Origin of the sequence: Streptomyces sp. Mut1 (assembly GCF_030719295.1) — a bacterium.
GTDB classification, from domain to species: Bacteria; Actinomycetota; Actinomycetes; order Streptomycetales; family Streptomycetaceae; genus Streptomyces; species Streptomyces castrisilvae.
This window is the reverse complement of record NZ_CP120997.1, coordinates 4960628-4983441: the sequence shown is the minus strand read 5'-3', so window position 1 is coordinate 4983441 and position 22814 is coordinate 4960628. Positions and strand designations below refer to the sequence as shown.

General features: G+C 70.4%; 17 protein-coding genes, 2 pseudogenes and 1 CRISPR repeat array. Of the genes and pseudogenes, 5 read left to right on the top strand and 14 right to left on the bottom strand.

Annotated elements, in window-relative coordinates; all coding sequences use genetic code 11:
• Window position 1: 1 nt before the first annotated feature.
• The 7 genes from cas6e to P8A18_RS21695 form a co-directional block, all read right to left on the bottom strand.
• Window positions 2-772 (bottom strand): type I-E CRISPR-associated protein Cas6/Cse3/CasE, encoded by a 771-nt coding sequence (cas6e, locus tag P8A18_RS21725; protein ID WP_306056818.1) that lies wholly within the window; start codon window positions 770-772, stop codon window positions 2-4.
• Window positions 772-1503 (bottom strand): type I-E CRISPR-associated protein Cas5/CasD, encoded by a 732-nt coding sequence (gene cas5e / locus P8A18_RS21720; RefSeq protein WP_306056816.1) that lies wholly within the window; start codon window positions 1501-1503, stop codon window positions 772-774. Before cas5e ends, cas6e begins: the two co-directional genes overlap by 1 nt.
• On the bottom strand, window positions 1500-2717 hold the full coding sequence (gene cas7e / locus P8A18_RS21715; protein ID WP_306056814.1) for a type I-E CRISPR-associated protein Cas7/Cse4/CasC: 1218 nt from the start codon (window positions 2715-2717) through the stop codon (window positions 1500-1502). The genes cas5e and cas7e overlap by 4 nt, the downstream gene beginning before the upstream one ends.
• A 146-nt stretch (window positions 2718-2863) precedes the next feature.
• Window positions 2864-3550 (bottom strand): type I-E CRISPR-associated protein Cse2/CasB, encoded by a 687-nt coding sequence (casB, locus tag P8A18_RS21710; RefSeq protein WP_306056812.1) that lies wholly within the window; start codon window positions 3548-3550, stop codon window positions 2864-2866.
• Window positions 3547-5289 carry a type I-E CRISPR-associated protein Cse1/CasA gene (casA, locus tag P8A18_RS21705; protein ID WP_306056810.1) on the bottom strand — a complete coding sequence of 581 codons (1743 nt, stop codon included), beginning with the start codon at window positions 5287-5289 and terminating at the stop codon, window positions 3547-3549. The genes casB and casA overlap by 4 nt, the downstream gene beginning before the upstream one ends.
• Window positions 5282-8224 carry a CRISPR-associated helicase Cas3' gene (gene cas3, locus P8A18_RS21700; protein ID WP_371933700.1) on the bottom strand — a complete coding sequence of 981 codons (2943 nt, stop codon included), beginning with the start codon at window positions 8222-8224 and terminating at the stop codon, window positions 5282-5284. Before cas3 ends, casA begins: the two co-directional genes overlap by 8 nt.
• A gap of 228 nt (window positions 8225-8452) precedes the next feature.
• Window positions 8453-10313: a CRISPR direct-repeat array (repeat unit 29 nt; unit sequence CTGCTCCCCGCACGCGCGGGGATGGTCCC).
• A gap of 720 nt (window positions 10314-11033) precedes the next feature.
• The gene (locus P8A18_RS21695; RefSeq protein WP_306056807.1) at window positions 11034-11984 is read right to left on the bottom strand and encodes a LysR family transcriptional regulator; all 951 of its coding nucleotides are present in this window, start codon (window positions 11982-11984) and stop codon (window positions 11034-11036) included.
• Between the two features lie 63 nt (window positions 11985-12047).
• Between P8A18_RS21695 and P8A18_RS21690 the strand changes: the two genes are divergently transcribed.
• The 4 genes and pseudogenes from P8A18_RS21690 to P8A18_RS21680 all read left to right on the top strand — a co-directional run bounded on the left by P8A18_RS21690 (window position 12048) and on the right by P8A18_RS21680 (window position 14783).
• Window positions 12048-13367 carry an MFS transporter gene (locus P8A18_RS21690; protein WP_306056805.1) on the top strand — a complete coding sequence of 440 codons (1320 nt, stop codon included), beginning with the start codon at window positions 12048-12050 and terminating at the stop codon, window positions 13365-13367.
• Between the two features lie 71 nt (window positions 13368-13438).
• Window positions 13439-13549, top strand: a pseudogene (locus P8A18_RS34340) (murein L,D-transpeptidase); the annotation flags it as partial.
• Between the two features lie 3 nt (window positions 13550-13552).
• Window positions 13553-13645, top strand: a pseudogene (locus tag P8A18_RS34335) (murein L,D-transpeptidase); the annotation flags it as partial.
• Window positions 13646-13748: 103 nt separating this feature from the next.
• Entirely contained in the window at window positions 13749-14783 is a 1035-nt protein-coding gene (locus tag P8A18_RS21680) for a sigma-70 family RNA polymerase sigma factor (protein WP_306056803.1), read from the top strand.
• Between the two features lie 76 nt (window positions 14784-14859).
• Here P8A18_RS21680 and P8A18_RS21675 read toward each other — a convergent pair whose 3' ends face one another.
• The gene (locus tag P8A18_RS21675) at window positions 14860-15729 is read right to left on the bottom strand and encodes an SDR family NAD(P)-dependent oxidoreductase (RefSeq protein WP_306056800.1); all 870 of its coding nucleotides are present in this window, start codon (window positions 15727-15729) and stop codon (window positions 14860-14862) included.
• Between the two features lie 168 nt (window positions 15730-15897).
• On the opposite strand from P8A18_RS21675, the gene P8A18_RS21670 reads away from it, so the two are divergent.
• Window positions 15898-16473, top strand: coding sequence for a TetR/AcrR family transcriptional regulator (locus P8A18_RS21670; RefSeq protein ID WP_306056798.1), 576 nt, complete (start codon window positions 15898-15900; stop codon window positions 16471-16473).
• A 31-nt stretch (window positions 16474-16504) separates the two neighbouring features.
• On the opposite strand, the gene P8A18_RS21665 is transcribed toward P8A18_RS21670, so the two are convergent.
• The 6 genes from P8A18_RS21665 to P8A18_RS21640 all read right to left on the bottom strand — a co-directional run bounded on the left by P8A18_RS21665 (window position 16505) and on the right by P8A18_RS21640 (window position 22664).
• The gene (locus P8A18_RS21665; protein ID WP_306056796.1) at window positions 16505-16825 is read right to left on the bottom strand and encodes an STAS domain-containing protein; all 321 of its coding nucleotides are present in this window, start codon (window positions 16823-16825) and stop codon (window positions 16505-16507) included.
• 81 nt (window positions 16826-16906) lie between these two features.
• Window positions 16907-18184 carry a thymidine phosphorylase gene (locus P8A18_RS21660; RefSeq protein ID WP_306056794.1) on the bottom strand — a complete coding sequence of 426 codons (1278 nt, stop codon included), beginning with the start codon at window positions 18182-18184 and terminating at the stop codon, window positions 16907-16909.
• Window positions 18185-18299: 115 nt separating this feature from the next.
• Window positions 18300-18689 carry a cytidine deaminase gene (locus P8A18_RS21655; RefSeq protein ID WP_306061057.1) on the bottom strand — a complete coding sequence of 130 codons (390 nt, stop codon included), beginning with the start codon at window positions 18687-18689 and terminating at the stop codon, window positions 18300-18302.
• An 11-nt stretch (window positions 18690-18700) separates the two neighbouring features.
• A complete protein-coding gene (locus tag P8A18_RS21650) occupies window positions 18701-19966 on the bottom strand; it encodes an ABC transporter permease (RefSeq protein ID WP_306056792.1) in 1266 nt (421 codons plus the stop codon).
• Entirely contained in the window at window positions 19963-21081 is a 1119-nt protein-coding gene (locus P8A18_RS21645) for an ABC transporter permease (RefSeq protein ID WP_018550459.1), read from the bottom strand. The genes P8A18_RS21650 and P8A18_RS21645 overlap by 4 nt, the downstream gene beginning before the upstream one ends.
• Complete coding sequence (locus P8A18_RS21640; protein ID WP_306061054.1) at window positions 21081-22664, bottom strand: ABC transporter ATP-binding protein; 1584 nt, start codon at window positions 22662-22664, stop codon at window positions 21081-21083. The genes P8A18_RS21645 and P8A18_RS21640 overlap by 1 nt, the downstream gene beginning before the upstream one ends.
• Window positions 22665-22814: the final 150 nt, after the last annotated feature.

Below are 22814 nucleotides of genomic sequence, written 5' to 3'. Positions count from 1 at the left end.
TTCACTCCGTTCCGTCGAGCGGCGCCAACGTCAGCAGGCCGCAGCCGTACGCCTTCGCCTTGCCGATCCCCTGTGCCAGGGCCCTGCGCATCGCCACCGGGTCCGTCACCTCCAGGTGGCCGTCGAACGTGACCGTCACCAGGCTGACGCGGTTTCCCCTTTTCCCCTCAGCGCGCGCCTTGTCGAAGGCGAGCCCCCTGCGGTCACCAACCGTCAGTCGATACCGGTCGCCGTGGTGCTCGTGACCGCGATACGTGGTCCCACCCGGCAGCAGGCGTTCGCTCTGCGGCTTCTCGACCACATGGAAACCGCAGCGCTCCTGACGGTCGAGAAGCCATCCCATCTGGTGGACCGGGGTGATGTGCGCGGTGCGTTTACGTGGCTCGTCCGGCTTCCGCCGGATGTCGTGAACAGGGTTGGCCGTCAGCCGGAACGCCCACCGCTGTCCCTGGGCCAGGCGGTCGAGGAACGGGGCATACGGCCGGGTCTGCCAGCCCGGATTCCCAGGATCGGCGGCCGCGGGCCAGCCCGCCTGTTCCACCAGGTGCGTCAGATCGGGCTTCTCCGGGCTCACCACGTACAGCAGTACCTCGGCCCGCGCGTTCTGGTCGATGCGCCACAGCACTCGCGGGCCGTTGGGAGCGGCAGCGGTCTGCGTGGGCAGGAGCCCGGGGAACGACGCCATGACGGCCGCGTGCAGCACCTGCGGCGAGGACAGCAGACGGCGCGCGCCCGTGCGCGCCGTGTTCATACGGAAGCGGGTCAGGAACATCAGACGCTCTCCTCCAGGGCGTCGAACGGATCGTGCCGAGGCCGTCCGGCCTGTTGGCGCACGACGTCCGGGTTGGGAACGTTCACCGACCTGCTGACCACCGTGCGCAGGGCGTGTCGGCGTTGCTCAGCCGCGAAGCTCAGGGGCTGGTCGCGCTGGTGATCCGCGTCGTGCTCGTCCTCGTCCGCCTCACGGAGCACGGTGAGGGACACCATTGCCTCATCCTGGTGCCTGCGGCGGTACCAGGCAGCGGCCTGCCATGGCTCGTCCGTCAGCGCCTGCTGAAGCGAATCGCCGTCGCGCAGCCCCAGCTCCACCGGCTGCGCGGGCGGGCAGGAGCGGCGGCCGAGGAACGGCGGGTACGCGGGAGCCCGCAAGGCCCCGAACAGGCGGGTGAGGAGGCCGGTCTCGCCCGCAACCGCCGCTACAAATACAGCATCGGCCAGGTAGAAGCGCTCGGACAGGGGCATGGAAGCGCCGGTGACACCGTGGTGTGCTGTCTGGAAATCCCGTACGCGGCTGCCGGGTTGGTCAATCCGAACGCCGAACCTCAGACCGTCCGCGAGGGTAGCCAGTGCCTCGTCGTCACCTCGTTCGATGCCTGCCGCCGCCGCGAGCAGGCCGATCACTCCGCTCTTCGTCGGTGCCGATTCCGTCGTGCGACGGGCGAAGCGGGCCGACGAACCCCAGGACTGCATGGGGCCCGCCAGCCTCAGGGCCAGCACGCTCATTCGGGCTTCTCCAGGCGCTCGGCGACGGCCTGCCCCACCGAGGCGACGAGTTCGCCGATGCTCGCGGACTCCGTACCGATGTCCGCGAGTTTCCTGGTGTTCGGGCCGACGCGAAGCACCCACGTGAGCGTGGAGCCCTCGTCGCCGTACGCCCGCTCGACGTCCGGGATGTACTCCGCGAGGCGCGCGCATGCCTCGGACACGTGACCACCGAGGTCTCCGCGTACCGGCTCCTCGAACGCCGCGACGAAGCTGACGGGGCGGGTGGTCCGGAGCTTGACGACGACGGCGTCGGGCAGCGTGTGGTGGCCGAACGTGTTGATCTTTCCGGTGGGCAGGGACTCCACGAAGCCCTGGATGAACGCTTCGGCGGCACGGCGCACCGGGGTGATCTTCGACTCGTCCTCGCGCAGCCCCTCCCCCAGGTTGGCTGCCAGCTGGTGGATACCGAGGGCTGCGTAGCGATAGAGCGTCGCCGAGTTGAAGTCGACGGTGCCGATCATTCCGGCTCCCGGCTCGGAGTCCTTGTTGTGATCGTCGACCGCCGTGTAGTAGTCGGACTCGTTGTCCACGCGGTGGACGCTGATGGCATGGGCGACCTGCACCGCCGCGTCCACGTTGAAGTCGGTCGAGTCGGCGACCATACGTCCGAACAGGGCGATGTCGACCGAGTGACGGGTGTCCGCGATCTGCTTCACCCGGGCCTTGTTGTCCTTGTCCTTCAGGAACTTCGCGATGTCGGCCGCGCCCTCGACGGCGAACCGGGCCAGTCCGTCGAGCTGCCGTGTGCTGAGGAAGACCAGGTACTTGGCCTGGGGCGGCCGATCCTGCGTCTCCTCATCGGCTCCAGCATCATCCGCCCCCGCCTTCTTCGAACTCTTGCGCTTGGGGACCTCGATCTTGAGCCCTGTGGCGGCGACGACCTCGGCCGCCAGCTCCAAGGCGTCGGACTCCGTCACGGAAGCGTCGTGCTCGCGGATTCGGTCGGCGAGCACCTCTACGACCTTCTTGGTCCGTACGCCCAGCTCGCTGGGGTCGAGGAGGTTCTTCGCCCCGAAGTAGTCCCGGGTGGCCTTCTTCCATGCCTGGCTGGAGACCCGGGCGCGGGGCGCTCCCCCGTACACCGACGACTTCGGGGAACCGGTGTCGTCGCGATTCAGGTTGCTCGGTGGAACGGTCTGCAGGGCGTGCACATCGAGGTAGAAACGGTTCACGAGGCGTCCTTGTCGTACTGGCTGGTGTGTGGAGGCTGCCGAGGCCGGCGGGCCATCGGTTGTTGTTCGGAGGCGGGTGCTGATGCCGGTGCCGGTGCTGTTCCGCGGATGGCTCGGACGAGCGGCGGCCGGCGCCCAGCGGGGGTCTACAGCCCGGCGGCGGCTTGTTCGCCGCCTGCCGGCTCGTCGCCACCCGGCCCGTGGCCGTCGCTCGGCTCCTCCCCCTGCCAGGCGTGGAACGAGCGTCCCCATTCCCTGCGCACATGGTCGGGGCCGTCCGGCCACTGCCACGCGTAGAGCTGGCCGGCGAGCAGCGCGTAGTCGAGGGAGAACTGCTCGCGGCGCAGCAGCAGAACGATGTCTCTCAAGCGCTGCCCGAGGGTGGGCAGGTCCGGCGCGGTTCCGGCCCGGACCAGCCGCTTACGGAGCGGCTCGTCGATCTCGTCCCGCTTCATCATGCGACGCACAGCGGCACCCACCCCGCGTGGTTTCCCGCGGCCGTCCCTTTGGTGCATGCCCGCGTCGCGGCGGGACTGCTGATGCAACGCCCATAGGGTGAGAGCCGTGTGGAGGGCGTTCTCCGCGTGTTCGAGCTCGGTCTCGCTCAGTTCACGAGCGTCCTCGCGCCGGACGTGCAGGGGTGAGGTGTCGACAAGGTTCCACAGGTCGGGCAACCGCTCCGGCTTCTGCCCGGCACCTCTGCGCAACCTCGCGAGAGCCGCGACGGCGCTCGACTCGTCGGCCAGATATCCGCGTTGGTACACGGCGATGCGCTCGGCGGCGAGCTCTTCAACTCGCTTGCGAGGCGAAAGCGGAATGATGGTCGTCGTCATACGTGCCCCTCAGTGACGGGTGCGGCAGCGGCCGAAGCGGACATGGCGGCGGCAGGCACGGTGGCTTCTGATTCGCCGCCTGTGTCCGTCGGTTGGCCGGAATCCCGGGGATGGCCCAGGCAGGTGCCGAGGCGGTAGCGGAACCAGTTGTCGGCGAGGCCGGCGTTCAGCCATTCCGTGCGCGACTTGACCGTGATGACCCGGCCCTGCCAAGCGGCATCGCCGGCCCGGTCGATGAGGCCGTCCCCGAGTCCGCCCACGATTCGGTGTACCTGCCGCTGCCACTCGGCCCGTGCCGCGTACGGGTCTGCGCTGCCGTCCAGAGCGGCGAGCCAAGTCCGGTAGTGGGTGCCCAGCACGTGGAACCCCGAGTCGCGCGCCGTGGCCCTGGGCCCCTCGCTGTCGGTGCCGGCGGCACGGGCGAGGTTCGTCGCGAGGTCACCGAGCGCGGTGACGGCCTCCTCGGCGTCGGTGACGGCGCTGATCGCCTGCTCCGCGTACTCGCTCTTGCGCTCATGGAGCAGGACCACCGCCATGGACACGTGGTCGTCGACGACCTCGTCGATCACCGACTGCTGCGTCCCGAACCGGGCTCCGACGATGTGCGCCCTGACCAGGAAGTCCTCATCCAGCTCGTCGCTCGTCACGAGCTGGGAGATCCACTCGAAGAGCCTGGGCGGCAGGTAGTCCGCGGCTTCCGCACCCTGTGCCGGTGCGCCCCTGTTCGCGATCAGGGAAGCGAGCCCTCGCCACGCCGAGCGGGCCGGATCGTGCTCGCGGGGCATGTAGGCAGTCGACTCGCCGTGCTTCTTCTCCTGCGTCTTGCTGCGCCGCCACGCGGTCATCGGCTCGCAGCCGTGCTTGTTGCGGGCGGTGAGCGGGTCACCGTAACCGAGCACCACGCCGTGTACGCCGTCGCCGTCCGCGTGGAGGAGGAGGCGCCGGCTCTGCCAGGTGTAGAGGTCGCGGACGCCGGTGGGGCGGCGTACGGGCTCCGCGCCGGGTCCGCACGCATCGCGTCGCCAGGCGGGAAGGTCGTCACCGGCGTCCCAGTCGCTGAGGCCGACGGTGTCCGCGGGCGCCACCATGTTGAGCAGGAGGGTTTCGCGCAGCGTGCGTCCTTCGGCGAAGACTCCTCCCAGATTGCCTGCCCAGCCGACCCCGAGCGGGTAGACCCGGCCGCCCTTGACCCGGCTGTCGCCCACAACACCGGTCTTGATGCCGGACGTGTCGTACGCGTGCGCGTGCACGACCCATCGGGCGGCTTCCGCATACGTCAGCCGGTCGACAGCCGGCATACGGGAGCTGAAGAAGGGTGCCCCGTTGGGCACGTCGGCAACGATCCGGTTCAGGGACGAGACCTCGCCCTTCGCTGTGTGCAGTCCGGCCACCTGGAAGAACGGCGTACGGTCGTCGAAGAGGCCGAATCGGCGGTGATGTTCATCGAGGTAGGCCCCGACCGGCGCGAAACAGTCGTCGTCGGCCCACAGTTCCGCCCAGTGTTCGACGTCCCGTGGTCCGCCGAGTGCGTCGTGCGCGACGGCGAGCAGGAGCCGCAGCAGGGCGAATTCCTGGGTGGGCAGGTCTCCGACGAGCCGGCGCAGGCCATGCGCCTGGTCGAAGACCTGCCGCAGCGAGAGCTCACCATGTTCGCCGCCCTGACCTAAAACCAGAATCCAAGGATCCGCAGTGAGATCGAACGACAGCGCAAGGGTCGCGTTTTCATCAGTTTCAGGCACGGGTCACCTCAAGGCCGTCGCTCTCGCTGTAGCTCAGGGAAAAGCCTGCCAGGTGGGTCTGACAATCCTCGTCCAGCGCGAGAATCAGCTGGCCGGAGAGCCACTGGCTTTCCTTCACCTGCCAAGCGGGTACATACAGTTCCTCCAGCTCGGCGATTGCCCGCTCCATGACGTCGGCGTACGAGAACTGGATCGGCAACCTCAAGCCACAACTCGCCGCCGCACGCGCGGCCTGCCGGGTCGGCACCTGGTCCAGGGGCAGGTCCAGCCCTCCGAGCGGATTGCCGCGCCGGTCGGGAGCGAGCCACGGAACCGTTACCAGCGTCCCGTCATCCCGCCGCTGGACCACGACGACCTCCAAGCTCTCCCTGCTGTCGCGGACCTGAGCGCGCCCGGCCAGGCTGTCGTCCGCGTCGCCCACCCCCGCCGCGACCCACCCGAACAGCGGCCTGCCCGCCTTGCCCACTTTTCCGAGCCGGAACACGGCCGCACGCTCGGCCTGGTCCGCGCGGTGCTGCTCGTAGCGGTCGCGCGCATCGGCCATCGCGTCCGCCCAGCCGTCGGGGCAGTCGGCGTCGTCCGCGTACGCGGCCTGAACGAGAGGGCTGATGTCGTCGGGCAGCCGTACGGGGCGCGCCTCCCCCTGCTCGAAGTGCGGCAGAAGGGCGGTGGCCGACCGAAGGAGCGTGTACGCCCCGTACACGGCAACCGACCCCCGTACGGGTACGGGCACGTCGGCGTCCCAGTCGGCGCCGGTGACCAGGCAGCGCGCGCGACGCAGCCGCTCGGGGCGGTCCTGCTGGCCCGCGCCGCGCATGTGCCTGTGCAGGCGGCCCATGCGCTGGAGCAGGAGGTCGACCGGGCAGAGGTCGGTGACGAGCAGATCGAAGTCGACATCAAGGGACTGCTCCGCCACTTGGCTGGCCACGACGATGTGCGGTCCGGCCGGACGTCCGTCCGCCTTGCCCGGAGGACCGAAGCGTTTGAGAAGGTCCGCGTCCTTTGCCGCCCGGTCGACGTCGATGAAGCACGAGTGCGCGACCGTGACGTGCTCGTCGCCGAACATCCTTCTGAGCGCCTTCGCGGTCTCCAGCACTCGCTTGACGGTGTTGCGTACGACGAGTGCGCAGCCACCCCCTTCCAGCTCGTGGGCGAGCCGTCCGACGAGGGCATCGACGTCGTCTTCGATCCGTTCGAGTACGACGTCCGTTCCGCGGCCGGAGGCATCGGGGCTCCGCACGACCGGCGGACGGCCGTGACCCACAGCGGTCAGCAAGGGATAGGCGGTGACCTCGGCGACCTCCTCGAACGCCGGCTGGACATCGCTCGCTTGGATCTCCGCGCCGGAGTACGCCTCCACGAGCTCGCGTCGTCTGCGGGCGGGAAGGGTCGCGGACAGGATCACGACAGGCACCCGGTACGCGCCGAGCCAGGCCAGCACGCGATCGAGGTACACACTCATGTAGGTGTCGTAGGCGTGCGCCTCGTCAATGACAACGACCTTCCCCACCACCGCCAGGTGACGCATCGCCAGGTGACGGCTCTTGAGGCCGGCGAAGAGGAGCTGGTCGATGGTCCCGGCGACGAAGGACGACAGCATGGCCTTCTTGCGTCCCCGCAGCCAGGCGTGCGCGACGAGTTCGGTGCGAGCCGCGTGTTTCGTGTCACGGGGACGCCAGCGCGGCGCCTGCGGAGCGTCGAGGTCGACGGCGACGATCCGTTGACCGCTGTCCCGCATCAGCTCAGCGAAGTCCTCGTTCAGTGCGGCCTTGGAGTGGGCGAGGAGTACGGATTGCTGGGCGCCCCGGGCGGACGGGAGCCGTGCGATCCAGTCCAGGAGACGGGGAAACATGGCGTTGCCCGTGGCCATGGTGGGAAGAGCGAAGAAGGCGCCGCCTGCCCCGGAGCGGGCGGCGAAGACCTCGGCGACGGCGAGAGCGGCCTCGGTCTTGCCCTCGCCCATGGGCGCCTCGATCACCATCAGCCCTGGCTCGCCCATGGAACGAGCCAGTTCGACGGCGGCCTCCTGCACAGGCCGGGCCTTCGCACCCTCCGGAAGGCCGAAGCGGGACGCGATGAGCTGCTGGGCGTCCTCAACGGGCTCGTCCGGGGACCAGGGGGCAGGCAGGTCGAGACCCCGCCAGGCGGCGGCCACCCGCTCCGCACCGCTGCGGGCGGCGTCCTGCGGAAAGTACGGGAAGAGGTCGGCGTTGCTGGCGATCCAGTCGGCGACGATGACAAGCGAGGTGAGCAGCACCTGCGCGGTCTGCGGCAACCGCACGTCCCGCCAGGCGTCCAGCCGGTCCTGTACGCGGTACTCCTCCGCACACGCGTCGAGCAGTTCGCCCTGCACCCGCCGCCAGACGTCCCGGCTCGCCCCGGGGCTGCGCAGCAGGTGCCCGTGCTTGTGCAGGGCGGCGATCTGACCCGGCTCCGGCGGCACGCCGTGATGTCCGCCGACGACGACGGTGAACTGCCCGGTCTGCTTCACCGCCCAGCCGTGCCGCTCACGCAGCCACTCCCCCAACAGCGCCTGGCCGGCGAGCCCGTGCGGGGCGATCCTGCGGTCCGGGCCGAGGGCTTTGGCCGAGCGCATCTCCAGCCCGGCATCACGCATGCGATCGGCAAGCTGATCAACCTGGCAGGCGAAGGCGGGCGTCGCCTTCCCGATGTCGTGCGCCCCGGCCAGCCAGACGGCGAGCCGCCTCCCGTCGCGTTGTCCGCCGGGGAGCGCCGAGCTGATGAGTCCCTTGACGTTGACGGGCAACCACGTGTCCCACAGCAGCCCCGCGATCGCGGCGCTGTCCTCCATGTGCCGCCACAACGGCAGCCAGCCGTCGGAGTCCCGATCATGCTTGGCCCACACGGTGCGGGCGGTGGTGGTGAGCCTGGCGTGGAGCCCGGGGCGGGCGGCGCCGTGCCTTGCGGTGGTCATGGGTCATGGATATAGGAAGTGGGAGGGGCGGAGTGTTCATACGATGAAAGTTGCGCACATTCGAGGGTGGTTAGCGAGAATGCCGCACGGGAGGGACGAGGGACATGGATAATGCCCCTCCGGGTTGGGCAACTTGGACCACCTAAATACCTTGGGGGCGTTATGTCGGATTGCATGAAAGTGGTCAGAAACCGCACCCCCACCGGGTAAAGTCGCAGGTCGCGCAGTCTGCTCCCCGCACGCGCGGGGATGGTCCCCGGTGCAAACCGTGACAGCCACCGGGGGGCAACTGCTCCCCGCACGCGCGGGGATGGTCCCCTGCTGACCCTGACGCTGCCGCTGGTGGCGCTCTGCTCCCCGCACGCGCGGGGATGGTCCCAGGCGGAGGGGGCCCGGTCGGACGCCGTCCTCCTGCTCCCCGCACGCGCGGGAATGGTCCCGGCCATCAGACGGTCTCCTCTACGGTCTCGGTCTGCTCCCCGCACGCGCGGGGATGGTCCCGGCGTCGACCTCCAGGTCGTGGACCCCACCACCTGCTCCCCGCACGCGCGGGGATGGTCCCTCCCCCGAAAGGCCTTCGCCGTTGATGTCGTCCTGCTCCCCGCACGCGCGGGGATGGTCCCACCGTCGATCCACGCGGCCTTCCACTCCGCCTCTGCTCCCCGCACGCGCGGGGATGGTCCCAGCCCCCTGCGGCTCATCCCCCTCCCCGCCCACTGCTCCCCGCACGCGCGGGGATGGTCCCCTGGAAGTCGTGCTGCCCTGGTGGAGCCGCTCCTGCTCCCCGCACGCGCGGGGATGGTCCTCCGCGGTGCCGTTGTGGGAGTAAAAGTCAGCCCTGCTCCCCGCACGCGCGGGGATGGTCCCTCGACTGGATTCGCCCCCTCACCGTTGCCGGCGCTGCTCCCCGCACGCGCGGGGATGGTCCCCTGGCCGACGGCGTCTGGCACCACCTCGTCTACTGCTCCCCGCACGCGCGGGGATGGTCCCGACGGGGCCCCGGACCACGTGCTGAACGAGATCTGCTCCCCGCACGCGCGGGGATGGTCCCGAAACCAGACACGTAATCGCTCCGATTCGTCTCTGCTCCCCGCACGCGCGGGGATGGTCCCTTCGATAGGTCGGCCGGTCTCGTCTCTCGTGACTGCTCCCCGCACGCGCGGGGATGGTCCCTGGGTTCCCGTCGTGCCGCAGCATGGGCCGGCCTGCTCCCCGCACGCGCGGGGATGGTCCCTCCAGCAGCTCCGGCCCGTCTTCACCGACCCACTGCTCCCCGCACGCGCGGGGATGGTCCCTGGTAGCCGTCCATCGTCTCGGCCCGAATCGCCTGCTCCCCGCACGCGCGGGGATGGTCCCGGAGCAGATCCGGGTCTCGGAGATCGTCCGCAGCTGCTCCCCGCACGCGCGGGGATGGTCCCTGGGTACGGCGGTAGGCATCCTGCATCGTGCCCTGCTCCCCGCACGCGCGGGGATGGTCCCGCCATGCCGCCGCCTGTCAGGCGCTCTACTGCCTGCTCCCCGCACGCGCGGGGATGGTCCCCAAGACCGGCGGCCACTCGGTGGAGATCACCTCTGCTCCCCGCACGCGCGGGGATGGTCCCGGCATGTCCGGCGGCGTAACCGTTCCGTTGACCTGCTCCCCGCACGCGCGGGGATGGTCCCATCATGAACGCCGTGTTCCTGGCCTGCCAGGCCTGCTCCCCGCACGCGCGGGGATGGTCCCGCCGGGGCGCTGGACATGTCCGGCGGGAAGCTCTGCTCCCCGCACGCGCGGGGATGGTCCCACACCTGGGGCGGACGTGTATGACGTTCTCTTCTGCTCCCCGCACGCGCGGGGATGGTCCCCATGCCACTGCAAGTACCGGGCGAGATCGGCGCTGCTCCCCGCACGCGCGGGGATGGTCCCCCGCCGGCCGCCCGGACCCCACCCGGGCGGCCCTGCTCCCCGCACGCGCGGGGATGGTCCCGACCAGCCGGCACCGGTTTTCGCCGTTCCGGTCTGCTCCCCGCACGCGCGGGGATGTTCCACGCACCGTCCGCTCGATGGACCGGTCCGACTTCTGCTTCCTGCACGCGCGGGAATGGCCCCCTTCCGCAGATTCAGCAGCTCCGTAACAAGCAATCACGCCAATGTACTGGCGAGAAATCTCCGAAATCTCTTGATTGAACGACGAGTCTGCCGATCCTTCCCTAATCTCGCCTCACGTCGGCGCACACCGTGCACCCCTCAGACAGGCAGGATCAAGATGGACATTACTCAGCGAACCATCGCGGGAAGACCACAAAAGGCCGACTACTCTGCACACTCGTGTGCAGCGCTGGCACGAGCGGTGACGGTGAGCGTCATCGCCACGCTCGGGACGGTCCTCAGCTTGGCAGGGGCATCCGTCAACGAAGTAGCCCGGTTACTCGGCGCATGCGTTCTTCTCGGAACTCTTGCATCGGCAAGCGGCCGCTACGGGGCACGATTCACCCGGACCGTCATCCAAGGCATACTCGGAGCAGGTAAGTAAGCTCCTCGCGACAGCGGGGATGGCCCCGACGAGTCTGCCGCGCACAACTGCTCCCCGCACACGCGGGGATGGTTCCGTCGGGGCCTCAGCGTCTCCGGTGATTCGCTCCGCACCATGCGCAGACCCGGACCAAGGCAGAATCCCAGGCCGCAACACGCACCGGACCCGCCCGCCCCCAAGCCTTCGGGTCAGGGGCCGGGCCGCGAAGGGATCGCGCTTCACTCCACGCGCCTCGAACGCCGTATGGTGCTGTCGCGTCACCGCACCTCTGCGGGTGGGAGCCACAGACCCCGCCCCTATGCCAACAAGCTCCCCCGCCGCCCCAGCAGGAACTTCTTGAACGCCGCCACCGGAGCCGTGTCCGGGTGGCCGTCCAGCCAGGCCACCCCGATCTCGCGTACCGCCCGTGGTGCCGTCACCGTCAGTTCCACCACCCCCGGCCGGGCCACCGCCGGGGGCGGGAGCAGGGCCACGCCCAGGCCCGCCGCGACCAGGCCGCGCAGTGTCTCCGCCTCCTCGCCCTCGAACGCGACGCGGGGGACGAAGCCCGCCTCGGTGCAGAGGTCGTCCGTGATGCGGCGGAGGCCGTAGCCGGGTTCGAGGGTGACGAAGGTTTCGTCGGCGGCTTCGGCGAGGCGGATGCGGCGGCGGGTGGCCAGGCGGTGGTCGTCGGGGACGACCAGTCGGAGGCGTTGTTCGTCCAGGCGGCGGGTGACGAGGTCGGGGGCGTCCGGGACCGGTGAGGTGAGGCAGAGGTCGAGGCCGCCCGCGCGGAGGCGTTCGATCATGGCTTCGCCGTAGTTCTGGACGAGTTGGAAGCGGACCCGGGGGTGGTCGGCGCGGAAGGCGCGGATGAGGGCGGGGACGGTTTCGGAGCCCATCGTGTGGAGGAAGCCGAAGGCGACCCTGCCCGCGGTGGGGTCGGCGTCGGCGCGTACCGAGTCGGCGGCCTTCTCCACCTCGGCGAGGGCGCGCTCGGCCGAGCCGAGGAAGGTGCGGCCGGCCGGGGTGAGCGAGACCGTGCGGCCCTTGCGGGCGAACAGGGCGACGCCGAGGTCCTGTTCCAGCCGGACCATGGCCCGCGAGAGCGTGGACTGCGGGACGCCCAGTTCGTGCGCGGCGCGGGTGACGTGCTCGTGGCGGGCGACCGCCTCGAAGTAGGCGAGGCGGGGCGCGAGTACCGCGCGGATGTCTTCTTCGTAACTGCCCGGTGACAGCCGTGGCTGTGAGCTGTGTTGATGCGCCATGGGATTGATTATTCGCTGTTTGTGCATTGGACGCATGAATGGCGGGCTGCCTAGATTCCTTGCATGCCTCCCGCCAGTACCGGGGCGTCCACCCTTACCGTGGCCGCCTCGACCCCGTCGTCCCCCGTCACCACCACCGTCGCAGCCGGGTCCGACACCGCGGACCGGCTCGAACCCGGGCGCCCCGGCTACCGCCGGATGAGCTTCGCCCTCTTCGCCGCCGGTGTCGCGACGTTCGCGCTCCTCTACTCCACCCAGGCCCTGCTGCCCGCCGTCTCCGCCTCCTTCGGCGCCACGGCAGGGCAGGCGAGCTGGACGGTCTCCGCCGCGACGGGCGCGCTGGCGCTGTGTGTACTGCCGATGAGCGCGCTGTCCGAGCGGTTCGGGCGGCGGCAGATGATGACCGCGTCGCTGGTGGTCGCGGTGACCGTCGGGCTGTTCGTACCGTTCGCCCCCTCCCTGGGCTGGCTGATCGCGCTGCGCGCCGTCCAGGGTGCCGCGCTCGCCGGACTGCCCGCCTCCGCGATGGCGTACCTGGCGGAGGAGGTCCGGCCGAAGGCGCTCGTCGCCGCGATCGGGCTCTTCGTGGCCGGCAACAGCATCGGCGGGATGAGCGGCCGCATCCTCACCGGCTGGGTCGCCCAGCTGTGGGGCTGGCGGGCGGCGCTCGGCGCGGTCGGGCTGCTGGCCGTGGCCTGCGCGGTCGTCTTCCACTTCATGATCCCGCGCGCCCGGCACTTCACCCCCGGTTCGCTGAACCCGAAGGCCCTGGCGAAGACCGTGGGCACGCACCTCGCCGACCCGCTGCTGCGGCGGCTGTACGCGATCGGCGCGCTGTTCATGACGGTGTTCGGCGCGGTCTACACGGTGATCGGCTACCGGCTCGTGGAGGCGCCGTTCAGCCTTCCGCAGGGGATCGTCGGCTCGATCTTCCTGGTCTACCTGGTCGGTACGGTTTCCTCGGCCGCGGCGGGGAAGCTCGTCGCCCGGCTCGGGCGCCGGGGTGCGCTGTACCTCGCCGTCTCCACGACGGCCGCCGGTCTGCTGCTCTCGCTCGCCGATCAGCTGGCGGCCGTGCTCCTGGGCCTGGTGCTGATCACGGCCGGCTTCTTCGCCGGGCACGCGGTCGCCTCGTCCTCGGTGAGCCGCACGGCGACCACCGGCCGCGCCCAGGCGTCCGCGCTGTACCAGTCGGCGTACTACCTGGGCTCCAGCGCCGGCGGCACGCTCGGCGCCGTCGCCTTCCACACGGGCGGCTGGGCGGGCACGGTCGCACTGGGACTGCTCGCGGTCCTCGGCGTCGTCACCATCACGCTGTACGGAACCCGGGCCGCCCGCGCCGAACGGCTGCGGCCGATGCCGGTTGCGGCCGTACGGAACTGAGACGTACGGCCCCGGTGGCGGCCGTGCGGAACTGAGACATGCGGCGCACAGTCAACCACTCCCTGTTACGCGGGCCCGTCACCCGGCGCACCATGCAGACGCTCACCGCGCAGAAGACGACGGCCGGGAAGAACCCGAACAAGGCCGGGATGCGTCCCGCCGACAAGGGGCGCATCGCGTGCTTCGGCAACATGCGCACCTCGGACGCGAAGTCATACTGGAACGTGTTGAAGAACGGCGACGACGTCTACGTGTACGGCCGCAAGCCGGGGACCTGACCGCCTTCAGCTCTTTCCGACCCCGTTGTCAGTGCCCTGCGATAGCTTCCGAAGTGCTGGTGGTAGTGAGCGGTGTCACAGCGCGACAGGGATGGAACGGGCAATGACTGATCTGACGGCGGCAGCGACGGAATCGGGCACGGGGACCGGTGCGGCGGCCGATATCGACAGCCGTCTGGAGGGACACCGGGTCGAGCTGACCGGTTACTGCTACCGGATGCTCGGTTCGGCCTTCGAGGCGGAGGACGCGGTCCAGGACACGCTGGTGCGGGCCTGGCGCAACTTCGACAAGTTCGAGGGCCGCTCCTCGCTGCGGTCCTGGCTGTACCGCATCGCGACCAACGTCTGCCTGGACATGCTGAACGCGGGCAAGAAGCGGGCGAGGCCGGTCGACCTGTCCGGCCCGACGCCGCTCGCGCAGGCCGCGCTCAACCCGCTGCCGGAGAACACCTGGCTGGAGCCGATGCCGGACGGCCGGATCATCCCCTCGGCCGACGACCCGGCCGAGGCGGCGGTGGCGCGCGAATCGGTACGGCTGGCGTTCGTCGCCGCGCTCCAGCACCTGCCGCCGAAGCAGCGGGCCGTGCTGATCCTGCGCGAGGTGCTCGCGTGGAAGGCGAGCGAGGTCGCGGAGTTGCTCGACACCTCCGTCGCCTCGGTCAACAGCGCCCTCCAGCGCGCCCGCGCCACGCTCACCGACCACGAGTCCGTGGCCGCCGACGCGGCGAACCCCCTGGACGAGGAGCAGGCCAAGCTGCTGGAGCGGTACGTGGCGGCGTTCGAGGGCTACGACATGAAGGCTCTGACAGCGCTGCTCCACGAGGACGCGGTGATGACGATGCCGCCGTTCGACCTCTGGCTCCAGGGCCACGACGACATCACCGGCTTCATGACGTCCTTCGGCGCGAGCTGCGCCGACTCCCGCCTGATCACCGTCTCCGCCAACGGCACCCCGGCCTTCGCCCACTACAAGCCGAATCCGGAGGGGCCCGGGTTGGTGCCGTGGGCGCTCCAGGTCATCGACATCTCGGACGGCGCGATCACGGCCATGCACTGCTTCCTGGACACCGCGCGCTGGTTCCCGCTGTTCGGGCTGCCGGACCACTTGGACGCGGAGGGCGTGCCCGAAGGGGCGTGAGAGGGCGGGAGGGGGTGCTCGGTTGCGGGCCCGGCCCCGGGCCGGCCGGACCGGCTCACGTCCGCGGCAGGGGGCTTCACGCGGTGTGCTCCTGCTTCTGCTTCTGCGGCTGCGGCTGCTCCTGCGCCTGCGCCTGCGGCTTCGGGGTGGTGGGCGCCGGGGTCAGGACCTTGCGGGTGATGCGTTCGGCTATGGCGGCGACCACGGTCCGGGGGCGGCGCGGTGTCAGGTGGGCGGTCAGGGCGTTGCCGAGTCCGGGGGCGAGGTAGCCGCGGTCGCGGTCCAGTGCGCGCAGGGCGGCGCGTACGACGGGCTCGGGGGTGGTCATGGAGCCGGTGACGGCCGCGTTGCGGGTGCCGATGACGTCGAAGAACGCGGTCTCGACCGGGCCGGGGCACAGCGTGAGCACCCGGATGCCGCGTCGGCGGTACTCCTGCCGCAGCGCGAGCCCGAAGTTGAGCACGAAGGCCTTGGACGCCCCGTAGACCGCGAAGTACGGGGAGGGCTGGAAGGCGGCGTTGGACGCGACGTTGACCACCGCGCCGCGCCCGCGCTCCAGCATGCCGGGCAGCAGTGCGTGGGTGAGGTCGACCAGCGCGACGACGTTGACCATCAGCTGGTCGTGGTCGCGGGCGCCCGGTATCTCCTCGAAGCGGCCGCAGGTGCCGAAGCCCGCGTTGTTGACCAGGAGGTCGACGGTCAGACCGCGGGCCGCCAGCTCGTCGGCGATGCGGCGGGCGGCGTCCGGCTCGGCGAGGTCCTGGACGACCACTTCGGCGCGCACGCCGTGCTCGGCGCTCAGGTGCTCGGCGAGCGCGGCGAGCCGGTCGCCGGAGCGGGCCACGAGGATCAGGTCGTGCCCCTGGGCGGCGAGTTGCGCGGCGAACTCCGCGCCGAGGCCGGACGAGGCTCCGGTGACGAGGGCGGTGCCGGTGCTGCTGGACATGAGTGCTCCTTTGATCGGCTGATCGACTCATCGACTGATCCGCGTCAACTGATACATCAGCGTACCGATAACTCCATCAACTGCAACACTCATGATGCAGTTAGAGCACAGAGCGCACCAGGTCTGTAGTGTGTTACGCGGTAAGTGGTCGAGCAGGGAGGCAGCGACATGGGCGAGCCGGCGGGACGGGCATTGCGGGCGGACGCGGAGCGCAGCGTGCGCGCGGTGCTGGAGGCGGCCGAGCGGGTCCTCGCGGAGGACCCCGGCGCGTCCATGGAGCAGATCGCCGCGGCGGCCGGTGTGGCCCGCACGACGATCCACCGGCGGTTCGCCAACCGGCAGTCACTGATCGAGGCGCTGGCACTGTCGGCGGCCCGTCAGCTCGCCCAGGCGGTGGACGACGGCAGGCCGGACACCGCACCGCCACTGGTGGCCATGCACCGGATCACGGCCAACGTCCTCCAGGTCAAGGGCGCCTGGGCATTCGCGCTGGAGCTGCCGGCCGACCCGGACAGCGAGGCCGCCGCCCTCCAGCAGGACATCGACCGCCGCTGCGTCGCCGTACTCACGCGGGCACGGACGGAGAAGCTCATCGACGAGTCGGCCGACCTGGACTGGGTGCGGCGGGTCTACTACGCGCTCATCGGCGAGTCCCTGCGCGGCAACCCGGACGGGTCCGACCCGGACGCCCTCGCCGCCCGCATCATCGAGACCTTGCTGCACGGAGCGGGCCCGGGCGCCTGACCCCCGAGCACCCGGACCTCCCCGCCCCGCCTCAGAACGTCACCTCCCCCAGCCCCACCAACTCCAGCAGCGCACGAAGCCCCGGGGGTGTCCCCCGTAGGCGCAGGCGGCGGCCGTTCGCTCGGCGGGCGGTCAGGGCGAGGCGGGCTATGGCCTCGACCGTGGTCAGGTCCGGGTGGGCGATGGCTCTCACGTCGCAGTCCACCACGGGGGTGTCCGACGTGGACAGGAGCGCTTCCAGGTCCGCGCAGAGGTGGCGGACGGCCTCGCGGGTGAGGTGGCCGGAGACGACGAGGGCGGGTGGGGGCGAGGCGTCCATATGGGGGAGACCGCCGGTGCGCCGGAAACTCATCGGGGGGCCGCCGCGCGGATATGACGAACGGGACCGGTGGCGGGCCACCGGTCCCGTTCGTCCGTGCGGGGAAGGCGCGGGTCAGGCGATACGTTCCCGCACCACCGGGGTGGCCGTGAACGGGGTGCCCGACGGGGCGATGTCGTAGGCGTCGGGCAGTGCCTTCAGGGCGTAGTCGAACTTCTCCGGGGTGTCCGTGTGCAGGGTCAGCAGCGGCTGGCCCGCGGTGATCTCGTCGCCCGGCTTGGCGTGGAGTTCGACGCCCGCGCCGGCCTGGACCGGGTCCTCCTTGCGGGCGCGGCCCGCGCCGAGGCGCCAGGCGGCCACGCCGATGTCGTAGGCGTCGAGGCGGGTCAGGACGCCGGAGGAGGAGGCCCTGATGACGTGCTGTTCGCGGGCGACCGGGAGCGTGGCGTCGGGGTCGCCGCCCTGGGCGGAGATCATGCGGCGCCAGACGTCCATGGCGGAGCCGTCGGCGAGGGCCTTCTCCGGGTCGGCGTCCTTGAGGCCGGCCGCGTCCAGCATCTCGCGGGCGAGGGCCAGGGTGAGGTCGATGACGTCCCTGGGGCCGCCGCCGGCCAGCACCTCGACGGACTCGCGGACCTCCAGCGCGTTGCCCGCGGTCAGGCCGAGGGGGGTGGACATGTCGGTGAGCAGGGCGACCGTGCGGACGCCGCTGTCGGTGCCGAGGGCGACCATGGTGGAGGCGAGTTCGCGGGCGTCGTCCAGGGTCTTCATGAAGGCGCCGGAGCCGACCTTGACGTCCAGGACGAGGGCGCCGGTGCCCTCCGCGATCTTCTTGGACATGATCGAGCTGGCGATGAGCGGGATCGCCTCGACGGTGCCGGTGACGTCGCGGAGCGCGTACAGCTTCTTGTCGGCGGGGGCCAGGCCGTCGCCCGCCGCGCAGATGACGGCGCCGGTGGTGTCGAGGACGTCCAGCATCTCGGCGTTGGAGAGGTGCGCGCGCCAGCCGGGGATGGACTCCAGCTTGTCGAGCGTGCCCCCGGTGTGGCCGAGGCCCCGGCCGCTGAGCTGGGGGACGGCCGCGCCGCAGGCGGCGACCAGCGGGGCGAGCGGGAGGGTGATCTTGTCGCCGACGCCGCCCGTGGAGTGCTTGTCGGTGGTGGGGCGGGAGAGGGTGTCGAAGTTCATCCGCTCACCGGAGGCGATCATCGCGGCGGTCCAGCGGGCGATCTCCGTACGGTTCATGCCGTTCAGCAGGATCGCCATGGCCAGCGCGGACATCTGCTCGTCTGCGACCTCGCCGCGGGTGTACGCGTCGATGACCCAGTCGATCTGCTCGGGGGTCAGCTCGCCTCGGTCCCGCTTGGTGCGGATGACGGAGATGGCGTCCATGGTCTGGAGTCCTTCCGGCCGTTACGTACGTACGCATGAGTCCTGTTGACTCTACGCGCATAGAGGGTGAAAGAGACGCCGGGTGGGCCCGGAGAGCGGGCCCACCCGGCGGTGGTCAGCCGAGGTGTGCGGGGCCGAACGCCTGCGGCAGCATCTCGTCCAGCGTGCGCAGGCCGTCCGGGGTCTCCAGGACGAGCTCCGGTCCGCCGAACTCGTACAGCAGCTGGCGGCACCTGCCGCACGGCACCAGGACCTCGCCCGACCCGTCCACGCAGATGAAGTGGGTCAGGCGGCCGCCCCCGGTGGCGTGCAGCTGGGAGACCAGGCCGCACTCGGCGCACAGACCGATGCCGTACGAGGCGTTCTCGACGTTGCAGCCGGAGATCGTGCGGCCGTCGTCGACCCGGGCGGCCGCGCCGACCGGGTAGCCCGAGTACGGGGCGTACGCCCGGGACATCGCGTCCCGGGCGGCCGTACGCAGCGCTTCCCAGTCGGCCGGGGCCATGGCGCCCGTCGTCACTTGCCCTCGCCCTTGCGGTACGGCAGGCCGTCGGCCTTGGGCATCCGCAGCCGCTGTGCGGACAGGGCGAGCACGAGCAGCGTCGTGACGTACGGGGCGGCGTCGACGAACTGGCTCGGGACCTGGTCGGTCAGCAGGTACCAGGTGAACAGCAGCGCGGAGCAGGCGGCCGAGATCACCGCGGCCACGTACTTCTTCCGGTACAGCTGCCACAGGACGGCGATCACCAGCAGGATCGCCAGGAGCAGCAGCATCGCGTGGACGTTCTCCGCTCCGCCGCGCAGCTTGAGGCTGTCGGTGAAGCCGAAGAGTCCGGCGCCCAGGGCCATGCCGCCCGGCATCCAGTTGCCGAAGATCATCGCGGCGAGACCGATGTAGCCGCGGCCGCCGGTCTGGCCCTCCTGGTAGATGCTGCTGGCGACGATGGCGAGGAAGGCGCCGCCGAGCCCGGCCAGTCCGCCGGAGATGGTGACGGCGATGTACTTGTACTTGTAGACGTTCACGCCGAGGGTCTCGGCGGCCACCGGGCTCTCGCCGCAGGAGCGCAGCCGCAGTCCGAACGCCGTGCGCCACAGCACCCACCAGGTGACGGGGATCAGCAGCAGGGCGACGACGGTCAGCAGGGACAGTCCGGTGACGAGCCCGCCGATGATGCCGGCGAGGTCGGAGACGAAGAACCAGTGGTGCTGTTGAAGATCCTGGAGCCAGTCGGAGAGCCCGGGGATGGTGATCTTGTCGATCTCCTCCAGGCGGGGGGACTGCTTGGAGGAGCCGCCGGGGTCGTTGGCGAAGGTGAAGTTCGACAGGTAGCGGGTGACGCCGACGGCGAGGATGTTGATCGCCACACCGGAGACGATGTGGTTCACGCCGAAGGTGACCGTCATGACCGCGTGCAGCAGGCCGCCGAGCGCGCCGCCGATGATGCCGAACGCGACGCCCGCCCACGGGCCCCACTGGAATCCGGCCCAGGCACCGAACCAGGTGCCGAGGATCATCATGCCTTCGAGCCCGATGTTGACGACACCGGCCCGCTCCGCCCACAGACCGCCGAGACCGGCGAGGCCGATGGGAACGGCCAGTTCCAGGGCGCCCGCGACCTGGCCGACGGAGGTCACGTCGTCCGCGCCGCTGATCAGCCGGACCAGCGAGACGAGAGCGAGCGCGCCGGCGACGATCAGCAGGACGACGGGCAGGGAGAGCTTGTGGCGGCCGCCGCCCTTCTTGGGGGCGACGCGTGCGGCGGAGACTTTGCTGGTGCTCACAGGGCCGCCTCCTTCTCGGTCGTGAGGGCGTGGCCGGCGGCGAGCTCTTCGCCGACCTTCTGCTGCTGACGGCGGGTCCCGTAACGGCGGACCAGTTCGTAGCTGATGACGACGGAGATCACGATCAGGCCCTGCATGATCGTGGCGATTTCCTTCTCGAAGCCGAACTGGTCGAGCGGGGAGGACGCCTTGTCCAGGAACGCGATCAGCAGGGCGCTGAGGGCGATGCCCACCGGGTGGTTACGGCCGAGCAGGGCGATGGTGATGCCGGTGAAGCCGATGCCGACCGGGAAGTCGAGGCTGTAGGTGTGGGTGTCGCCGAGCAGCGTCGGCATGCCCGCCAGGCCGGCGACCGCGCCGGAGATCAGCATCGAGGTGAGGACCATCTTCTTGGCGTCCACGCCGGATGCCTGGGCGGCGCTCTCACTGGCTCCGGTGGCCCGCAGGTCGAAGCCGAAGCGGGTGCGGTTCAGGACGAACCAGTAGACGAGGCCGCAGCCCGCGGCGACGAACGTGAAGCCGTAGATCTCGCCGGACTCGGCGCCCAGGGACAGCCCGGGGAACCAGCCGGACTCGTGGATCTCGCCCGTCGTCAGGTTGTTGGAGCCGGCTGCCTGGTCACCGAAGTTCTTCGGCAGGATGAGCCAGGCGATCAGTGCGGTCGCGATGGAGTTGAGCATGATCGTGGAGACGACCTCGCTCACTCCCCGGGTCGTCTTGAGGATGCCCGCGATGCCCGCCCAGAACGCGCCGACCAGCATCGCCACGATGACGATCAGGGCGATCTGGAGCGCTCCGGGGAGGTTGACGCTCGCGCCGACGAGGGCGGCCATCATCGCCGCGAGGCGGTACTGGCCGTCGACGCCGATGTTGAAGAGGTTCATCCGGAAGCCGACCGCGACCGCGAGTGCGGCGAGGTAGTACGTGCCGGCCTGGTTGATGATCAGTACCTGTACGTCGGAGTACGACGCCTGCTCGAACAGCAGCCGGTACAGCTCGAAGGGATCGCGGTCCGACACGAGCAGCACCAGGGTGCTGAGCACGAAGGCGACGACCAGGGCGAGCGCCGGCCCGGCGAAGCCCAGGATCAGCCGGTCCTTGTCGAGTTTCTTCATCAGGCCTCGTCCTCCGGTGCTGCTTCGAGGTGACCTGCGGCGGCGCCGGTCATGGCCGAGCCCAGTTCCTCGGGGGTGATGGTCGCGGGGTCGGCGTCCGCGACGAGCTTGCCGCGGTACATGACGCGCAGGGTGTCGGAGAGTCCGATCAGCTCGTCCAGGTCCGCCGAGATGAGCAGGACCGCGAGCCCTTCGCGGCGGGCCTCGCGGATCTGGTCCCAGATCTGCGCCTGCGCGCCGACGTCCACGCCACGGGTGGGGTGGGCGGCGATCAGGAGCTTCGGCGCGTGGCTCATCTCGCGGCCGACGATCAGCTTCTGCTGGTTGCCGCCGGAGAGGGAGGCGGCTGTGACCTCGATGCCGGGGGTGCGTACGTCGTACTCGCGCACGATCCGCACGGTGTCCTGGCGGGCGGCCCCGGGGTCCAGCAGGAAGCCGCGGCTGTTGGGCTTCTCGGTGACGTGTCCGAGGATGCGGTTCTCCCAGAGCGGCGCGTCCAGCAGGACCCCGTGCCGGTGCCGGTCCTCGGGGATGTAGCCGATGCCGCGCTCGCGCCGCTTGCGGGTGGGTACCCGGGAGATGTCCTGGTCGCCCAGGGTGATCACGCCGCTGTCGGCGGACTTCATCCCGATGAGCGCGTCGATCAGCTCGGTCTGGCCGTTGCCCTCGACGCCCGCGATGCCGAGGACCTCACCCTTGTGGATGGTGAAGCCGACATCGGACAGGACGTCGCGGACGGTGCCGTCCGGGTCCGTCATCGTGAGGGAGAGCCCCTCGACGCGGAGCATCGGCTCATCCGTCACCGTGGACTCACGGGTCTCGGGCGAGGGCAGTTCGCTGCCGACCATCAGCTCGGCGAGCTGCTTGGTCGTGGTCTGCGCCGGGTCGGCGGTGCCGACGGTCGTACCGCGCCGGATCACCGTGATCTCGTCGGCGACCGAGAGGACCTCGCCGAGCTTGTGCGAGATGAAGATGACGGTCAGGCCCTCGGCCTTGAGCTCGCGGAGGTTCGCGAAGAGCGCGTCCACCTCCTGCGGGACGAGCACCGCGGTCGGCTCGTCGAGGATCAGGATGCGGGCGCCGCGGTAGAGGACCTTGAGGATCTCCACCCGCTGCCGGTCGGCGACCCCCAGGTCCTCGACGAGCGCGTCGGGCCGTACGCCCAGGCCGTAGGCGTCGGAGATCTCCTTGATCTTCTTCCGGGCGGCGGCGCCGATGCCGTGCAGCTTCTCGCCGCCGAGTACGACGTTCTCCAGGACGGTGAAGTTGTCGGCGAGCATGAAGTGCTGGTGCACCATGCCGATGCCGCGCGCGATGGCGTCGCCGGGGTTGCCGAACGAGACCTGCTCGCCGTCCACCGCGATGGTGCCCTCGTCCGGCTTCTGCATGCCGTAGAGGATCTTCATCAGGGTGGACTTGCCGGCACCGTTCTCGCCCACGAGGGCGTGGACCGTGCCCTTGTGGACGGTGATGCCGATGTCGTGGTTGGCGACGACGCCGGGGAAACGCTTGGTGATGCCGTGCAGTTCTACGGCGGGGGGACTGCTGGACGCGTTGATGACGCACTCTCCTTGGCCGGACAGGAGCGGGAGCAGGGGCAGAGGGGCGGGGTGAAGTTATCGCGCCTGAGGGCTGTCTACACGCGTAGCGTTGCTGAATCGTCAGACGCTCGCGTGCGGCAGGGCCGGGACACCGGGGTCCGCGGCCTGTCCGAGAGTGCACTGCGACGGGCG